Origin of the sequence: Novosphingobium bradum, assembly GCF_042646485.1 — a bacterium.
Taxonomy (GTDB): domain Bacteria; phylum Pseudomonadota; class Alphaproteobacteria; order Sphingomonadales; family Sphingomonadaceae; genus Novosphingobium; species Novosphingobium bradum.
On sequence record NZ_JBHRTQ010000009.1, the window covers coordinates 123,839 to 138,443 of the forward strand.

Consider the following 14,605-nt stretch of genomic DNA (forward strand, 5'->3'; position numbering starts at 1 on the left):
GCGCCTTCCCCCTCGATGGGGGAAGGATGGCCAAGCGTGCGGACTTTCCCGCCAGCGCAGCCTGGATCGGGGGCGCTGCCCGGCGGAATGCTACCGAACCGCCCTGGCCACGGCATCCAGCACGCCGTTGACGAACTTGGCCTCGCGCTCGTCGAAGAAGGCGTGGGCCACGTCGACATATTCGGTGATCACCGTGGGCGTGGGCACGTCGGCCCGGGCCATCAGCTCATAGGCGCCCGCGCGCAGGATCTGGAGCATCGTGCGGTCCAGCCGCTCGATCCGCCATCCGGTGGCCAGCTTTTCGGACAGGCGGCCATCGATCTCGTCGCGGCGGGCGAGGGCGCCCTTCACCAGGTCGTCGAAGAAGGCCACATCGGCGTCGATGTACTGGTCATCCTCGATCTCGGCGCCCAGCCGGTGGCGGTGAAACTCGTCGAGCAACTGGGGGAGGCGGGTCGCCTCCATCTCGAACTGGTACAGCGCCTGCACGGCGGCGAGCCGCGCGGCCGCGCGGGCCTTTGCTCCGGTTTTCATTGGCCCAACCTCACTGCTACCGAGCGCGCGTGGGCGGGCAGCCCCTCGGCCTCGGCCAAAGCCACGGCCGCGGGGCCGATCGCGCCCATGGCCTTCTCGCTCATCTGGATGAAGCTGGTGCGCTTCATGAAATCAAGCACCGACAGGCCCGAGGCGAACCGCGCCCGGCGCCCGGTGGGCAGCACGTGGTTCGGCCCGGCCAGATAATCGCCGATGGCCTCGGGCGTGTGCCGCCCCAGGAAGACCGAGCCGGCGTGACGAATGGCGCGGAACAGGCCTTCCGGCTCGTCCACCGCGATCTCCACGTGCTCGGCGGCCAGGGCATTGGCGAGCGCCGGCGCCTCGTCGAGGCTGGCCACCTCGATGATCACCCCATGGGTGTTCCAGCTCTCGCTCGCCACCCGGGCGGTCCGCAGCAGGGAAAGGGTCACGCCCACCTGGTCGGCGACCATGTCGGCGAACAGTGGGTCGTCGGTGATGAGGATCGCCTGCGCGGCCGGATCATGCTCGGCCTGGCTGAGCAGGTCGGCGGCGATCCATTCGGGATTGTTCCTGCCGTCGGCGATGACCAGGATCTCGCTCGGCCCGGCCACCATGTCGATGCCCACCACGCCGTAGAGCTGGCGCTTGGCCTCGGCCACCCAGGCATTGCCCGGGCCGGTGATCACGTCGACCGGCCTGATCCGCTGCGTGCCATAGGCCAGCGCGCCGATCGCCTGGGCGCCGCCCACGCGCCACACTTCGTCCACGCCCGCGATGTGGGCTGCGGCCAGCACCAGCGGATTGGCCACGCCGCCCGGGGTCGGGGTCACCACCACCAGCCGCTCCACGCCCGCGACCTTGGCCGGCAGGGCGTTCATCAGCAGCGAGGAGGGATAGCTCGCCCGCCCGCCCGGAACGTAAAGCCCGGCCGCGTCAACCGCCCGCCACACCGCGCCCAGCCGCACCCCGGCCGCGTCGGTATAGTCGCGGTCCTCGGGCTTCTGCGCTTCGTGATAGGCCCGGATGCGCGCCGCGGCGAGATCCAGCGCCGCGCGCAGGTCATCGTCGAGCGCGGCATAGGCCGCCGCGCAGGACTCGGGCGAAATCCGCCAGTCGTCCTCGCTGGCAAGGCTGTGCCGGTCAAACTTGGCGGTCAGCTCCACCAGGGCCGCGTCGCCCCGGTTGCGGACTTCGGCCAGCAGCAGCTCGACATCGCGCGCGACATCGCCCTCGCTCTCGCGCCGGTCGCGCACCAGGCGGCGGAAGGCCTTCTCGAAACCGGGATCGCGGGTGTTGAGCCGCAGCATCAGGCGGCCTTCAGCCGGGCGACCGCCTCGCGGAAGGCCTCGACCAGGGCGGCCACCCGCTCGTCGGTCTTGAGCGCGGCGCGGTTGACGATCAGCCGGGCCGAAACCGGCAGGATCACGCTGGTCTCCGCCAGGCCATTGTCCTTGAGCGTGCGCCCGGTGGACACAAGGTCGACGATCCGGCTCGCCAGGCCCAGCCCGGGGGCAAGTTCCATCGCCCCGTTGAGCTTCACCACCTCGGCCTGCACGCCCATCCGCTCGAAGTGCTTGCGCGTGAGGTTGGGATACTTGCTGGCCACGCGCAGGTGGCTTGCGCCATCGTTGCAGCCCAGTTCCCCGGCCGGTTCGGCCACCGACAGGCGGCAGTGCCCGATATCGAGGTCAACCGGGGCGTAGAGGTCGGCATAGGCGAATTCCTCCACCACGTCGGAACCCACGATCCCGGCCTGGGCCGCGCCGTGGGCCACGAACGTCGCCACGTCGAAGGCGCGCACGCGGATGATCCGCATATCGCGGCCCCATTGGCTGTTCTCGGCGCAGGCAAACGACAGCGCGCGCGACTTCTTGTCGTGGAACTCGGCGTCGGGCACCACCCCGGCGCGCTCCATCAACGGGAGCGCCTCGTCGAGGATGCGGCCCTTGGGAACCGCGAACGTCAGGGGTTTCTTGTCGGCAGGCATGGCCGCGCCTCTACGGGCGGATCGCCGAAAGGGCAAGGAATTGGCGCAAGGACGGGCGCCCGGTCATTCCCCCGGCGCGCGCGCCCTGATCGCCAGGGCGTGAACCCGCTGGCCGGGAATGTCGCCCAGCGCGGCGTTGACCATGCGCTGGCGCTGGAGCCGGCCCACCCCGGCGAATTCGGCCGATTCGATCTCCACGGTGAAATGGCTCTCGCCCGTGCCATCGTCGCCGGTGTGGCCGCGGTGCGTGGCGCTGTCGTTGATGACGGCAAGGTGGGTGGGGGCGAACCGCGCGCTGAGCAGCCGTTCGATTTCTAAGCTTAATGGTCCCGACATGGCTTCCCATCTAGCCGATTCTTCCCCATTTGCCACGCCGTGAGACACGACAGGTTCCATGGCCGCATGAGCGCGGCTTCCGGTGCCGGGCCGCGCGGCTGCGAAAGGCCGGGCTGCCGCGCGCAAGGCGAATTCCGCGCCCCCGGCCACCGCCCGCCCGGCTTCGATGGCCCGGGCGAGTATCGCTGGTTCTGCCTCGATCACGTGCGTGAATTCAACGCCGGCTACGATTGGTTCGCGGGCATGAGCGCGGATGAGATCGCCGCCGCCCAGCATCCCGCCGCCGGCTGGGACGGGGAGAGCCGCGCCTTCCGCCCCACCGCCGGGGTCGACGCCGCCCCGCGCTGGGCCGATTTCAAGGATCCGCTTGACGCGATCCACGCCCGCGCCCGCGCCTTCCGCACGGCGGTCCGCCCCGATGGCCGGCCGATGACCCCGGACGAACGCCGCGCCCATGAAACCCTTGGCCTTGCCCATGATGCCGATCGCCAGGCCTTGCGGAGCCGCTATTCGCAGCTCGTCCGCCGCTACCACCCCGATCGCAACGGCGGCGACCGATCAATGGAAGCCAAGCTCCAGGCCGTGGTCGAAGCCTACAACCTGCTGAAGGCCTCGCCCCACTTCGCCTGAGCGGAGCGGCGCTATCCTGACTCGCTTTGGCCTTTCAGCGCCCCGCCTCGTGATCACCCCTCGCAGAGCGCCGCCAGCTGGTCGGCGCAGGCCGTCCAGCCTTCCGCGAAGCCCATTTCTTCGTGCTGGCGCATGGCTTCCTCGGTCCAGTGCCGTGCCCGCGCGGTATAGCGGGTGCCCTGGCCCTCGGGCGCGATCTCCCAGATGCCGATCATGAACGGCCCGGCCGGCGCGAAATCGGCCGTCACCGCATCGGTCGAGGCGAAGCGTCGGCCCTCGTCCCAGGTGAGGAACACCCCGCCATGCTCGTGCACTTCGCCGTCGGGGCCATGCATCGTCGTGGCCGCGCTGCCCCCGGCGCGCCGCTCCCAGCCGCTGGTGTCGGCCCGCCACGGCACCGGGCACCACCATTCGTCGGTGCGGTGGGCCATGACCTGCCAGACCCTGTCGGGCGCAGCGGCGATGTGACGGGTGATCGTCAGTTCGTAAAGCGCGCTCACAGGTCCTCCATCTTGCCATAGGGCTTGGTGATCAGTTCGAGGAAATGGCCGTCCGGCCCCTCGAAATAGACCCCGCGCCCGCCCCAGTGCCGGTTGACCTCGCCGGGCTGTTGGCGGCCGGGATCGGCCCAGTAGTCCAGCCCCCGCGCGGTGATCCAGGCAAAGCCGGCGTCGAACTCGGCCTCCGATACCAGGAAGGCGTAATGCTGGGGCACGATCGGCCCCTCCGCATCGGCGAAATCGAGCGAGACCCCGTTGCCCAGCGGCACCACGTCGAAGTGCGAAAACCGGCCCGGCTCGGGCAGGCCCAGCACCCCGGCGAAGAAGCGCGCGGCCTCGCGCTGGTCGCTCGACCAGACGATGGTGTGGTTGAGCTGGGCCGTCATCGCGTCAGTCCTCCTCGGGGGCGCCGGGCGGGAAGTTGCCGCGAAACGGGCGGGCCGCCGCGATGCAGCGCGCCACTTCGGGCCGGTGGTTGAGCTGCTTGCGCCAGGCCCGCAGCAGGGGAAAGTCCGGGCCGATCGGCTCGACCCAGTGGGCATAGAACAGGGCCGGCGCCGCCGCGCATTCCACCAGCGTGGTCGGTCCCGAACGGTCCCAGCCCGCCAGCCAGGCCTCCAGCCAGGCATAGCTGCGCTCCAGCCGTCCGCGCGCCTCGGCGCAGCGCGCGGCATCGGGATCGGCGGGGCTCCGCAGGTGTTCGTCGACCACGGCCTGCATCGGCGCCATCACATAGTTGTCGAACACCCGGTCCAGCATCCGCGTGGCCAGGGCCGCGGCGGGATCGGCGGGGATCAGCCCGGCGCCGGGGGCATGGTGCAGCGCCAGGTGCTCGATGATCACGGTCGATTCGAACAAGATCGTCTCGCCGTCCACCAGAACCGGGAACTTGCCCCAAGGCCCGCCATGGGTAACCAGGAACTCGCCGTTTTCGGCGTGCTCCGGCCCGACCTCGCGGAATTCATGATCCACCCCGCCGGCATGAAAGGCGATCTGCGCCTTCCAGGTGTAGGAGGAGAACGGATGGCCATAGAGCGCAAGCATGGCCGGCTAACCCGCGCGGGCCGCTTGGATCGCGGCGATGTCGATCTTGCCCATCGCCCCCATCGCCTCGAACACCCGCCCGGCCGCCGCGCGGTCGGGATCGCCCAGCGATTCCATCAGCACGCGCGGGGTGATCTGCCAGGAAATGCCCCACCGGTCCTTGCACCAGCCGCAGGCGCTTTCCTGCCCGCCATTGCCGACGATGGCGTTCCAGTAGCGGTCCGTCTCCTCCTGGGTGTCGGTGTAGACCTGGAAGGAAAAGGCCTCGGAATGCCTGAACTGCGGCCCGCCGTTCAGGCCGAAACAGGGCAGGCCCAGCACGGTGAACAGCACCACCAGCTCGTCGCCCGCCTTGCCGTCGGGATAGTCGCCCGGAGCCTGCTGGACCGTTTCCACCCGGCTGTCGGGGAAGGTCGCGGCGTAGAATTCCGCTGCCTGGCGGGCTTCGCCTTCATACCACAGGCAGATGCGGACCTTGTCGGCCGTGCTCATTTCTTCATCTCCGCGATCAGGGCATTGTCCACCGCCTTGGCCGCCTTGTAGGCCGGGCGCTGCTGCATCCGCTCCGCATAGGCGACGAAAGCCACCCGCGGCGGGATCGAACCGAAGTTCAGCCCCCAGTCGACATGGCTGCCCACGTAGACGTCGGCCATGGTGAAGCGATCCCCGCAGACCCAGGGCCGGCTATCGGCGAACAGGGTCTCGAAGGCATCGATCGTGCGCTCGTAGGTGCCGAAGCCGGCCATGCCCTGCTGGCGCGGATCGGTGGGGGCATAGCCCAGCGCACGGGCGGTCACCGCCTGTTCCAGTGGGCCGGCGGCAAAGAACATCCAGCGGTAATAGTCTGCCCGCTCGCCGTCCTGCGGGGCGAGGTCGGCACGGGGATGTTCATCGGCAAGATAGGCGCAGATCGCCGCCGCCTCGGTGATCACCCGCTCCCCATCGAGCGCGTGGTGGACCAGGGTCGGCACCTTGCCCATCGGATTGGCGGCCATCAGGGCAGGGGGGCGGCTGCCGAGATCGACCAGGACCTGGGCATGGTCGGCCCCGGCCTCGTGCAAGGCCCAGCGCGCGATCTGCCCCCGGCTCATCGGATGGGTATAGAAGGTATATTCGGCCATGCCCTATTCCCCCCTGGGTCCGACCACGCCGAAGGCGGCGCCCTGCGGGTCGACGGCCATCACCACCCAGTCGCCGCCCGGAACCTCGTGTGGCCCCGCGATCACCGTGCCGCCGCCGGCCAGGATCGCCGCCTCGGCCGCCGTGGCCGAGGGGACGCCGAAATAGGGCAGCCATTGCGGCCGCCCCGCCGGATCCTGCAGGCGCATCACCGCGCCCAGCACCTGCCCGTGATGGTCGATGAAATCGTAGGAGCCCATCGCCCCCATCGGCATCGAATTGTTGAATTCGAATCCGAAGTGGAACGCATAGAACGCCTTGGCCCCGTCGGGATCGGAGGTGGACAGCTCGTTCCAGCGGACGTGCTGGGCTTCGCTGGGCGAGAACACGTCGCTGGTGGCCTGCGGATTGTCCGCTGGGGGCACCGGGGTCATCACATAGAACGGGGCGCCCTGCGGATCGGTCACCAGTGCCATCGAGCCGACCGGGATGGTCATCTTGGGCATCAGCACGTGCCCGCCATCGTCCTGGATCGCGGCCACCTCCCGGTCCACGTCGGCCACGTTGAGATAGGGCAGCCAGGCGGGCCGGGCACCGCCGCCCAGCATTTCGGGCGAAAGCTGGAGCATCCCGCCCGCGCTACCCCCGTCGGAGCGGCCGATATGCCAGTATTCAATCGGAGCGCCGGCATCTGGCGCGGTGAAGCGCCAGCCCACCACTGCGCCATAGAACGCCGCCGCGCCCGCCGCGTCGCTGGTCATCAGTTCATACCAGATGAAGCTGCCCACCGGATTGCTCATGCCTGTCCTCCCAGGTTCACCACGGCCTCGAAGCCGCCGAATATCATCCGCGCGCCGTCAAACGGCATCTCGCCCGCCTCGCCCAGGGTTTGGGCCAGTTCGCCGCTGGCCATGCGCTCCTGCATCCGGGCATGGCAGGCATCGCGGGTGGCCTTGTCGGGCCATTCCACCCAACTGAAGCAGACGGTCTCGCCGTCGCGGGCCTGGACCGCGCCATGGAAGTCGGTCAGCTTGCCATGGGGAACATCGTCGCCCCAGGTCTCGACCACCCGCAGCGCGCCCTCGGCCATCAGCATCCGGTCGAACAGCAGGGCATGGGCAATGAACTTTTCGCGGTTGGCAGAGGGCACCGCGATCACGAACCCATCGATATAGGGCATCGCACTTCTCCTTCGCGCTTGCTCCGTCTGCTGGCCGCCGGGTTACAGGCTCTCTCCCGGCGCCGGCGGTTCGTCGGCCATGGCCACGGCCGGGTCCATCCACATCACTTCCCACACGTGCCCATCGGGATCGGTGAAGCTCCTGCCGTACATGAAACCATGGTCCTGCGGCGGATTTGTGTCAGCCGCGCCGCCATGGGCCGCGGCCGCCTGGGCCAGCCGGTCAACCTCATCGCGCCCGGTGCAGCTCAGGCACAGCATGACCTCGCTCGACCCGGCACCGGGGATCGGACGAGAGGTGAAGCTTGCCCATTTTGCGTGGGTCAGCAGCATGACCATGATGGTCTCGCTCCACCGCATGGCCGCCGCCGTCTCGTCGGTGAAGCGCGGCACGTTGACGAAGCCGAGTGCGTCATAAAACCGCCTGGCCAGGGCAAGGTCCGTCACCGGGAGGTTGATGAAGATCATTCGCGGGATCATCGGGGGGCCGTCGGTCATGCCGGTTCTCCTGCCCGGCCCTGGCGTGGCGGGCCATTCGCTGGGATAATGCGGCAAGAGCGCATCGGTGCCGGCGCGGCGACCATCGGTGGCGCGCGGCCCTTCACTTGCGCGCCGCGTCCTCCGTGGCTGCCACCGCCGCCCAGGCCGGGTGCGCCTCGACCCGGCGATACCAGGCCAGGGTGCGCGGCCGCGCCGCGGACGGGCCGAGGCCCACCGTCACCAGCGAGCACAGGATCGCGGCCACCGAGATATCGGCCACGGTAAAGCTGTCGCCCACCAGCCAGCCTTCGTCGGGCACGACCTGTTCGAGATAGTCCAGCCCGCGCGGCAATTGCGCCTCGCCTTCGCGGGCAAGGGCTTCGTCGCCCGGAACCTTGCGGAGGACCGGGCCTACGTAGCGGTTGAACAGGACCTTCAGCCCGGCGGGTGAAAGTTCCGCATCCATCAGTTCCTCGAACCACATTGCCCGCCCGCGCAATTGCGGATCGGCCGGGATCACAGGAGGCTGCGGCCACTTCGCCTCGATATAATGGACGATCGCGCTCGAATCGGCGAGCACGAAGCCGTCGTCGTCGATCGCCGGGATGCGCCCGAACGGGCTTGCCGCGAGGAATTCGGGCAGGAACCCGTCGCGGTTGCGAAAAGGGCGCAATTCGTAGGCGATCCCCTTGACCGCGCAGACCACCGCCACCTTGCGGACGAAGGGCGAAAGCAGGGCACCATAGAGTTTCATGCGCGGCACCTTCCCTGAAGATGATGGCCGGCCCTGAAGATGATGGCCGGAAGATGATGGCCCGAGAATGCCGGTCCGGAACGGTTGGTTATTGCAGCCGCCGGGCCACCCGGCTAGTCGCTTCCCCGATGACCGACATTCCCCAGATCCAGCCCGACACGCGCGACAACACGATCCTCGCCGCCCCCGACACCGAGGTGAGCGTGCGCGAGGTCTTCGGCATCGATGTCGACATGATGGTTCCGGCCTTTTCCGTGGCCGACGAACGCGTGCCCGACCGGGACGACAGCTACGTGTTCGATCCGGACACCACCCTCGCGATCCTGGCCGGCTTTGCCTACAACCGCCGGGTAATGGTCCAGGGCTATCACGGCACCGGCAAGTCGACCCACATCGAACAGGTCGCCGCGCGCCTCAACTGGCCGTGCATCCGCATCAACCTTGATGCCCACATCAGCCGCATCGACCTGATCGGCCGCGATGCCATCGTCCTGCGCGATGGCCTCCAGGTCACCGAGTTCCGCGAAGGCCTGCTGCCCTGGGCGCTCCAGCGCCCGGTCGCCCTGGTGTTCGACGAATACGACGCCGGCCGCCCCGATGTCATGTTCGTGATCCAGCGCGTGCTGGAAACCGAGGGCAAGCTCACCCTGCTCGACCAGAACCGCGTGATCCGCCCGAACAGGTTCTTCCGCCTGTTCGCCACGGCCAACACGGTGGGGCTTGGCGATACCTCGGGCCTCTATCACGGCACCCAGGCGATCAACCAGGGCCAGATGGACCGCTGGAACCTCGTCGTCGCACTCAACTATCTGCCCCATGCGACCGAGACCGAGATCGTCCGCAAGAAGGTGCCGGAACTGTCGGAGAAGATGGCGGCCGACATGGTGCGCGTCGCCGATCTCACCCGCCAGGGCTTCATGAACGGCGATATCTCCACCGTGATGAGCCCGCGCACGGTCATCACCTGGGCGCAGAACGCGCAGATCTTCAAGGACGCCGGCTTCGCCTTCCGCCTCTCGTTCCTCAACAAGTGCGACGAGACCGAGCGGATGCTGGTGGCCGAATATTACCAGCGGGTGTTCGGGCAGGACCTGCCGGAGAGCGTGGTGGGTCGGGGGTGAAGTCGTCCCGGACCTGATCCGGGACCGCTGGCCATTGCGAAGCTGTTACGTGCCTGCCGGCGGACCTGCGCCTGAAGCCAGGCACCGGTCCCGAGTCAAGCCCGGGACGACGTCGGCACGAAGGCCTCAGTAAACCGCTTCCATGAAGTAAAGCCCGTCCGGCGGGGCATTGTGGCCCAGCGCGGCGCGGTCGCGGGCGGCCAGCGCCTCGGCCATGCGGGCCACTTCCCAGTGCCCCTGGCCGACCAGCACCAGGCAGCCCACCATCGAGCGCACCTGGTGGTGCAGGAAGCTGCGCGCCGCCGCCGCGATCAGCACCTCATCGCCCTCGCGCCGCACATCCAGCCGGTCCAGCGTCTTGAGCGGAGAGTCCGCCTGGCAGTGGGTGGAGCGGAAGGTGGTGAAATCGTGGCGCCCCACCAGCGCCTGGGCCGCCGCGTGCATGGCCCGTTCGTCTAGCGGCTGCTTGACGTTCCAGGCCTTGCCGGCATCCAGCGTCAGCGGCGCGCGGCGGTTGACGATGCGGTAGAGATAGCGCCGCCCCACGCAGGAAAACCGCGCGTGCCAGTTGCCGGTCATTTCCGTGCAATCCAGCACGGCGATCGCCTCGCCGGCCAGCCGCAGCCGCGCGTTGAGCGCCTCCATCAGCCGGAAGGCGGTCAGCGCCTTCTCGATGTCCACGTGCACCCGCATCGCCCGGGCATGAACCCCGGCATCGGTCCGCCCGGCCGCACACATGATCACCGTCTCGCCGGTGACGGAAAACACCGCCTCCTCCACCGCCTGCTGCACGCTTGGCCCATGGGCCTGGCGCTGCAGCCCCATGTAGGGGCCGCCGTCGAATTCGAGGGTGAGGGCGAAGCGGGTCAAACCAGCACGGCCCCCGCCGGAATGGCCCAGCCGCGCAGCAGGTCGGCCGCGTCCATCGCCGGCCGCCCGGCGCGCTGCAGCCGCGTCAGCCGGATCGCGCCCGCTCCGCAGGCCACGGTCAGGACATCATCCAGCACCACGCCCGGTTCGCCCGACCCTTCGGCGATGTCGGCGCCCAAGACCTTGCAGCGCTCGCCGGCAAATTCGAACCAGGCGCCCGGCGCCGGGTGGAACGCGCGCACCTGCCGCTCGATCTCGGCCGCGCTGCGCGCCCAGTCGATCCGTGCCTCGGCCTTGTCGATTTTGTGGGCATAGGTCACGCCGTCCTCGCGCTGCGGCATTTCGGGGAAGGCGGCCAGATCGGCCAGGACCCGCACCATCAGCTTCGCCCCCATCGCGGCCAGTTCCCCGGTCAGCTCGCCCGCGGTCTTGCCATCGATCGCCGTGCGGCCTTCCAGCAGGACCGGCCCGGTATCGAGCCCGCGCTCCATCCGCATGATGCCAACGCCCGTGCGGGTATCCCCCGCCAGGATCGCCCGCTGCACCGGCGCCGCCCCGCGCCAGCGCGGCAGGAGCGAGCCGTGGACGTTGAGGCAGCCATGCCGGGGCGCATCCAGGATCGCCTGCGGCAGGATCAGGCCATAGGCGGCCACCACCGCGATATCGGCCTTGAGCGCGGCGAATTCCGCCTGCTCATCACCGCCCTTCAGCGAAACCGGATGGCGCACGGGAATCCCGCGCCGTTCGGCCTCGTGCTGGACGGGGGAGGGGGTCAGCTCCTTGCCCCGCCGCCCGCCGGGGCGCGGCGGCTGGGTATAGACGCAGGCCAGCTCGTGCCCGGCCTCCACCAGCGCCACCAGTGTCGGCACCGCGAAGTCGGGCGTACCCATGAAGATCACGCGCATGTTCGTATCCTTGGCCGATGGCTTTCCCTCGGCGCCGCCGGTCCCTATCTGTCGCGCCATGGCATCGCAAGAGATCGAGACACTGGCCGGCGCGCTGGCCCGGCTGCCGGGGCTGGGGCCGCGCTCTGCCCGCCGCGCGGTGCTGTGGCTGATCAAGCGCCGCGAGAGCGCGCTGCCGGCCCTGCTCGAAGCCCTGGCCCAGGTGCAGGAAAGCCTGGTTGAATGCGCCACCTGCGGCAATGTCGATACCGCCAGTCCCTGCGGAATCTGCGTCGATCCGCGCCGCGATCCGCGCTCGCTGTGCGTGGTGGAAGACGTGGCCGACCTGTGGGCGCTGGATCGCGCGCGCCTGTTCGCCGGGCGCTACCACGTGCTGGGCGGGCGCCTCTCCGCGCTCGAAGGCGTGCGCCCGGAAGACCTCACCATCGACCGCCTGCTGGCCCGCGTGGCCGAGGGCGGGATCGACGAGGTGGTGCTGGCCATGAACGCCACGCTCGAAGGCCAGACCACCGCCCACTACCTGGCCGAACGGCTCGAACAGTTCCCGATCCGGCTCACCCAGCTGGCCCATGGCCTGCCGGTCGGCGGCGAACTGGATTACCTCGATGAGGGCACGCTCGCCCAGGCCCTGCGCGCCCGCCGCCCGCTGGGCTGAGGCACTGGACAAACCTTCGCGTCGCCGCCATATGCCCGCACGGGAGTCGGTCGGACGCTTGCGTCCGCCAACCTGGTCAGGACCGGAAGGTAGCAGCCACAACGGGTTGCGGCGGGTCGGCCGGCTCCTTTATTCCCCACGCTTCCCCAGTTTCCCGCTTGGCGCCGCCGCGCTCCAATCGACAAGGAGCGGCTGCGCGCCTACCTAGGGCGGCGATGGACGATTCATCCGATATGTTCGGCACCGACCCTGCCGATGAGGCCGCGGAAGACCGCGCCTCCGCCGCCGAGCTTGAGGCGGCGGGCCAGTCCTCGATGTTCGGCGCGCCCGATCCGGCAGCCGTGCCCCCGGCGCCCCCGCCGGTGCCCGCGCCGGTAGCCGCATCCGAACCGGCGCCCGCCGCTGTCGCTGCTCCTGCTCCTGCTCCTGCTCCGGCCTCGGCGCCGGCCGCCGCGCAGCCCTACCGCGTCCTGGCCCGCAAGTATCGCCCGCAGACTTTCTCGGCGCTGATCGGGCAGGACGCCATGGTCCAGACGCTCGCCAACGCCATCCGCCGCGATCGCCTCGCCCACGCCTTCCTGATGACCGGGGTGCGCGGGGTCGGCAAGACCTCCACCGCCCGGCTCATCGCCAAGGCGCTCAACTGCGTCGGGCCGGACGGGCAGGGCGGACCGACCATCGATCCCTGCGGGGTCTGCGAGCCGTGCCAGGCCATCGCCGAGGGCCGCCACATCGACGTGATCGAGATGGACGCCGCCAGCCACACCGGCGTCGACGACGTGCGCGAGATCATCGAGGCGGTGCGCTATGCCGCCGTTTCGGCGCGCTACAAGATCTACATCATCGACGAAGTCCATATGCTCTCGCGCAACGCCTTCAACGCGCTGCTCAAGACGCTGGAGGAACCGCCGGCCCACGTGAAGTTCCTGTTCGCCACCACCGAGGTGGACAAGCTTCCCGTCACTGTCCTTTCGCGCTGCCAGCGGTTCGACCTGCGCCGCATTTCCAGCGCCCTGCTGGCCGAACACTTCGCCCGCATCTGCGCCGAGGAAGGCGTGCCGGCCGATCCCGAAGCCCTCGCCATGATCGCCCAGGCCGCCGAAGGCTCGGTCCGCGATGGCCTGTCGATCCTCGACCAGGCGATCGCCCATGCCGATCTGGCCAGCCATGCCGAGGGCGGGGAGGGGCGGGTCACCCCGGTCCAGGTCCAGGATATGCTGGGCCTGGCCGACAAGTCGGTCCAGCGCCGCCTGCTGGCCGCCCTGCTCGATGCCGATGCCCCGGCCGTGCTCGAACTGGTCGAGGCGCAGTTCACCCTCGGGGTCGAGCCGCTCGCCCTGCTGCGCTCGCAGATGGAGCTGGTTCACCGGATCACCGTCGCCCAGGTCTCGCGCAGCGGGGCCAAGGCGATCTCGCCCGAGGAACGCGCCGCGATCGACGAATGGGCCGGCAAGCTCGCCGCCGCCCAGTTGCACCGCCTGTGGCAGCTCCTGCTCAAGGGCTTCGAGGAAGTGCGCGCCGCGCCCGATCCGCTGGTTGCCGCGCAAATGGCCCTGCTGCGCGTGCTTCATGCCGCCGAACTGCCCGATCCCGGCCAGCTTGCCCGCAAGATCGAGGCGCTTGCCGCCAATCCCGCCGCCTTCGCCCCCGCCGCGCCGTCGGCCGATGGCGCTTCCGGTGGCCCGTCCGGGTCGGCCGCCGCCCCGGTCAACTGGGCGGCCCTGGTGGAGCGGGTGGAACATGGCTCGCCGATGCTGGGTGCCAGCCTGCGGCTGGGCGTTCGCGTGGTCGCCCTGATGCCCGGGCACCTGCGCTATCAGCTCGTCCCGGGTCTCGCGCCGCTGGCCGATGGCGATATCCGCAAGGGACTGGATTCTGCTACGGGCATGACCTGGCAGGTCGAGCGCGCGCCCGCCGAAGCCGAGGCCGCGCCCAGCCTGGAAGAGGCCCGGGCCGCCGCCGAGGGCGAGGCGCGCGAGACCCTGCGCCGCTCGCCGCTGGTCGCCGCCGCCCTGGCCGCCTTCCCGGGCGCCGAACTGATCGAGGATGAAGCCGCCTCGCCGCGTGGCGAGCGCAACTGGAGTCGCAGCGCATGAAGTCGATGGAAGAGATGATCCAGGCCGCCCAGAAGGCCGCCGAGACCATCCAGCAGCAGATGAACCAGGCCCAGACCAAGCTCGACCAGATCGAGGTCGAAGGCGTTTCGGGCGGCGGCCTGGTGAAGATCCGCTGCACGGCCAAGGGCCGGGTCGTCGGCGTCGCCATCGATGAAAGCCTGCTCCAGCCCTCCGACAAGGGCATCCTGGAAGACCTCGTCGCGGCCGCCTTCAACGATGCGCGCGGCCGGGCCGACCAGGTCTCGGGCGAGGAAATGGCGAAGATGCAGCAGGGGCTTGGCCTGCCGCCGGGGTTCAACTTCCCGGGCCTGGGCTGAAGCGTCCCGATCGGGCATCTTCCACAAGTGCCATCGCGCGGCCCATTGCACCGGTCAGGACACCTCCCCATATC

At 69.6% G+C, this 14,605-nt stretch carries 20 protein-coding genes and 1 other RNA gene; 6 read left to right on the forward strand and 15 right to left on the reverse strand.

What is annotated here, in order from left to right; translation table 11 throughout:
- Nucleotides 1-90: 90 nt before the first annotated feature.
- The 4 genes from nusB to ACFOD9_RS10875 form a co-directional block, all read right to left on the reverse strand.
- Entirely contained in the window at nt 91-534 is a 444-nt protein-coding gene (nusB, locus tag ACFOD9_RS10860; RefSeq protein ID WP_379510138.1) for a transcription antitermination factor NusB, read from the reverse strand.
- Nucleotides 531-1,823 carry a histidinol dehydrogenase gene (hisD, locus tag ACFOD9_RS10865; protein WP_379510139.1) on the reverse strand — a complete coding sequence of 431 codons (1,293 nt, stop codon included), beginning with the start codon at nt 1,821-1,823 and terminating at the stop codon, nt 531-533. The genes nusB and hisD overlap by 4 nt, the downstream gene beginning before the upstream one ends.
- Nucleotides 1,823-2,503, reverse strand: a complete 681-nt coding sequence (gene hisG, locus ACFOD9_RS10870; RefSeq protein WP_379510140.1) for an ATP phosphoribosyltransferase — start codon at nt 2,501-2,503, stop codon at nt 1,823-1,825. The genes hisD and hisG overlap by 1 nt, the downstream gene beginning before the upstream one ends.
- Before the next feature lie 63 nt (nt 2,504-2,566).
- Entirely contained in the window at nt 2,567-2,839 is a 273-nt protein-coding gene (locus ACFOD9_RS10875; protein WP_379510141.1) for a BolA family protein, read from the reverse strand.
- 66 nt (nt 2,840-2,905) lie between these two features.
- On the opposite strand from ACFOD9_RS10875, the gene ACFOD9_RS10880 reads away from it, so the two are divergent.
- Nucleotides 2,906-3,469: a J domain-containing protein gene (locus ACFOD9_RS10880; protein WP_379510142.1), complete on the forward strand. Its 564-nt coding sequence runs from the start codon at nt 2,906-2,908 to the stop codon at nt 3,467-3,469.
- 53 nt (nt 3,470-3,522) lie between these two features.
- Here the strand turns inward: ACFOD9_RS10880 and ACFOD9_RS10885 are convergent, their stop codons facing one another.
- The 9 genes from ACFOD9_RS10885 to ACFOD9_RS10925 all read right to left on the reverse strand — a co-directional run bounded on the left by ACFOD9_RS10885 (nt 3,523) and on the right by ACFOD9_RS10925 (nt 8,546).
- Complete coding sequence (locus tag ACFOD9_RS10885; RefSeq protein ID WP_379510143.1) at nt 3,523-3,969, reverse strand: SRPBCC domain-containing protein; 447 nt, start codon at nt 3,967-3,969, stop codon at nt 3,523-3,525.
- Nucleotides 3,966-4,355 carry a VOC family protein gene (locus tag ACFOD9_RS10890; protein ID WP_379510144.1) on the reverse strand — a complete coding sequence of 130 codons (390 nt, stop codon included), beginning with the start codon at nt 4,353-4,355 and terminating at the stop codon, nt 3,966-3,968. The genes ACFOD9_RS10885 and ACFOD9_RS10890 overlap by 4 nt, the downstream gene beginning before the upstream one ends.
- Before the next feature lie 4 nt (nt 4,356-4,359).
- On the reverse strand, nt 4,360-5,013 hold the full coding sequence (locus ACFOD9_RS10895; protein ID WP_379510145.1) for a glutathione S-transferase family protein: 654 nt from the start codon (nt 5,011-5,013) through the stop codon (nt 4,360-4,362).
- Nucleotides 5,014-5,019: 6 nt separating this feature from the next.
- Complete coding sequence (locus tag ACFOD9_RS10900; protein ID WP_379510146.1) at nt 5,020-5,505, reverse strand: VOC family protein; 486 nt, start codon at nt 5,503-5,505, stop codon at nt 5,020-5,022.
- Nucleotides 5,502-6,134: a glutathione S-transferase family protein gene (locus ACFOD9_RS10905; RefSeq protein WP_379510147.1), complete on the reverse strand. Its 633-nt coding sequence runs from the start codon at nt 6,132-6,134 to the stop codon at nt 5,502-5,504. The genes ACFOD9_RS10900 and ACFOD9_RS10905 overlap by 4 nt, the downstream gene beginning before the upstream one ends.
- A 3-nt stretch (nt 6,135-6,137) precedes the next feature.
- Nucleotides 6,138-6,932: a VOC family protein gene (locus ACFOD9_RS10910; RefSeq protein WP_379510148.1), complete on the reverse strand. Its 795-nt coding sequence runs from the start codon at nt 6,930-6,932 to the stop codon at nt 6,138-6,140.
- Nucleotides 6,929-7,312, reverse strand: coding sequence for a DUF1428 domain-containing protein (locus ACFOD9_RS10915; RefSeq protein ID WP_379510149.1), 384 nt, complete (start codon nt 7,310-7,312; stop codon nt 6,929-6,931). Before ACFOD9_RS10915 ends, ACFOD9_RS10910 begins: the two co-directional genes overlap by 4 nt.
- Before the next feature lie 42 nt (nt 7,313-7,354).
- Nucleotides 7,355-7,810 (reverse strand): VOC family protein, encoded by a 456-nt coding sequence (locus ACFOD9_RS10920; RefSeq protein WP_379510150.1) that lies wholly within the window; start codon nt 7,808-7,810, stop codon nt 7,355-7,357.
- A 103-nt stretch (nt 7,811-7,913) separates the two neighbouring features.
- A complete protein-coding gene (locus tag ACFOD9_RS10925) occupies nt 7,914-8,546 on the reverse strand; it encodes a glutathione S-transferase family protein (RefSeq protein ID WP_379510151.1) in 633 nt (210 codons plus the stop codon).
- Nucleotides 8,547-8,674: 128 nt separating this feature from the next.
- Between ACFOD9_RS10925 and cobS the strand changes: the two genes are divergently transcribed.
- Nucleotides 8,675-9,667 carry a cobaltochelatase subunit CobS gene (gene cobS, locus ACFOD9_RS10930; RefSeq protein WP_379510152.1) on the forward strand — a complete coding sequence of 331 codons (993 nt, stop codon included), beginning with the start codon at nt 8,675-8,677 and terminating at the stop codon, nt 9,665-9,667.
- A 126-nt stretch (nt 9,668-9,793) separates the two neighbouring features.
- On the opposite strand, the gene truA is transcribed toward cobS, so the two are convergent.
- A complete protein-coding gene (truA, locus tag ACFOD9_RS10935) occupies nt 9,794-10,537 on the reverse strand; it encodes a tRNA pseudouridine(38-40) synthase TruA (protein WP_379510153.1) in 744 nt (247 codons plus the stop codon).
- Nucleotides 10,534-11,442: a methionyl-tRNA formyltransferase gene (fmt, locus tag ACFOD9_RS10940; RefSeq protein WP_379510154.1), complete on the reverse strand. Its 909-nt coding sequence runs from the start codon at nt 11,440-11,442 to the stop codon at nt 10,534-10,536. Before fmt ends, truA begins: the two co-directional genes overlap by 4 nt.
- Before the next feature lie 58 nt (nt 11,443-11,500).
- On the opposite strand from fmt, the gene recR reads away from it, so the two are divergent.
- The 4 genes from recR to ACFOD9_RS10960 all read left to right on the forward strand — a co-directional run bounded on the left by recR (nt 11,501) and on the right by ACFOD9_RS10960 (nt 14,531).
- Nucleotides 11,501-12,097 carry a recombination mediator RecR gene (gene recR / locus ACFOD9_RS10945; protein ID WP_379510155.1) on the forward strand — a complete coding sequence of 199 codons (597 nt, stop codon included), beginning with the start codon at nt 11,501-11,503 and terminating at the stop codon, nt 12,095-12,097.
- A 39-nt stretch (nt 12,098-12,136) separates the two neighbouring features.
- Nucleotides 12,137-12,231, forward strand: an RNA gene (gene ffs / locus ACFOD9_RS10950) — signal recognition particle sRNA small type.
- Between the two features lie 81 nt (nt 12,232-12,312).
- Nucleotides 12,313-14,193 carry a DNA polymerase III subunit gamma/tau gene (locus ACFOD9_RS10955; RefSeq protein ID WP_379510156.1) on the forward strand — a complete coding sequence of 627 codons (1,881 nt, stop codon included), beginning with the start codon at nt 12,313-12,315 and terminating at the stop codon, nt 14,191-14,193.
- A complete protein-coding gene (locus ACFOD9_RS10960; protein ID WP_379510157.1) occupies nt 14,190-14,531 on the forward strand; it encodes a YbaB/EbfC family nucleoid-associated protein in 342 nt (113 codons plus the stop codon). The genes ACFOD9_RS10955 and ACFOD9_RS10960 overlap by 4 nt, the downstream gene beginning before the upstream one ends.
- Nucleotides 14,532-14,605: the final 74 nt, after the last annotated feature.

Coding starts and splice junctions, on each gene's coding strand:
- ACFOD9_RS10875 (WP_379510141.1), bottom strand. CDS start 2,839: ATGTCGGGACCATTAAGCTTAGAAATCGAACGGCTGCTCAGCGCGCGG.
- recR (WP_379510155.1), top strand. CDS start 11,501: ATGGCATCGCAAGAGATCGAGACACTGGCCGGCGCGCTGGCCCGGCTG.
- ACFOD9_RS10890 (WP_379510144.1), bottom strand. CDS start 4,355: ATGACGGCCCAGCTCAACCACACCATCGTCTGGTCGAGCGACCAGCGC.
- nusB (WP_379510138.1), bottom strand. CDS start 534: ATGAAAACCGGAGCAAAGGCCCGCGCGGCCGCGCGGCTCGCCGCCGTG.
- hisG (WP_379510140.1), bottom strand. CDS start 2,503: ATGCCTGCCGACAAGAAACCCCTGACGTTCGCGGTTCCCAAGGGCCGC.
- fmt (WP_379510154.1), bottom strand. CDS start 11,442: ATGCGCGTGATCTTCATGGGTACGCCCGACTTCGCGGTGCCGACACTG.
- ACFOD9_RS10905 (WP_379510147.1), bottom strand. CDS start 6,134: ATGGCCGAATATACCTTCTATACCCATCCGATGAGCCGGGGGCAGATC.
- hisD (WP_379510139.1), bottom strand. CDS start 1,823: ATGCTGCGGCTCAACACCCGCGATCCCGGTTTCGAGAAGGCCTTCCGC.
- ACFOD9_RS10955 (WP_379510156.1), top strand. CDS start 12,313: ATGGACGATTCATCCGATATGTTCGGCACCGACCCTGCCGATGAGGCC.
- ACFOD9_RS10895 (WP_379510145.1), bottom strand. CDS start 5,013: ATGCTTGCGCTCTATGGCCATCCGTTCTCCTCCTACACCTGGAAGGCG.
- ACFOD9_RS10910 (WP_379510148.1), bottom strand. CDS start 6,932: ATGAGCAATCCGGTGGGCAGCTTCATCTGGTATGAACTGATGACCAGC.
- ACFOD9_RS10915 (WP_379510149.1), bottom strand. CDS start 7,312: ATGCCCTATATCGATGGGTTCGTGATCGCGGTGCCCTCTGCCAACCGC.
- ACFOD9_RS10880 (WP_379510142.1), top strand. CDS start 2,906: ATGAGCGCGGCTTCCGGTGCCGGGCCGCGCGGCTGCGAAAGGCCGGGC.
- ACFOD9_RS10900 (WP_379510146.1), bottom strand. CDS start 5,505: ATGAGCACGGCCGACAAGGTCCGCATCTGCCTGTGGTATGAAGGCGAA.
- cobS (WP_379510152.1), top strand. CDS start 8,675: ATGACCGACATTCCCCAGATCCAGCCCGACACGCGCGACAACACGATC.
- ACFOD9_RS10925 (WP_379510151.1), bottom strand. CDS start 8,546: ATGAAACTCTATGGTGCCCTGCTTTCGCCCTTCGTCCGCAAGGTGGCG.
- ACFOD9_RS10960 (WP_379510157.1), top strand. CDS start 14,190: ATGAAGTCGATGGAAGAGATGATCCAGGCCGCCCAGAAGGCCGCCGAG.
- ACFOD9_RS10920 (WP_379510150.1), bottom strand. CDS start 7,810: ATGACCGACGGCCCCCCGATGATCCCGCGAATGATCTTCATCAACCTC.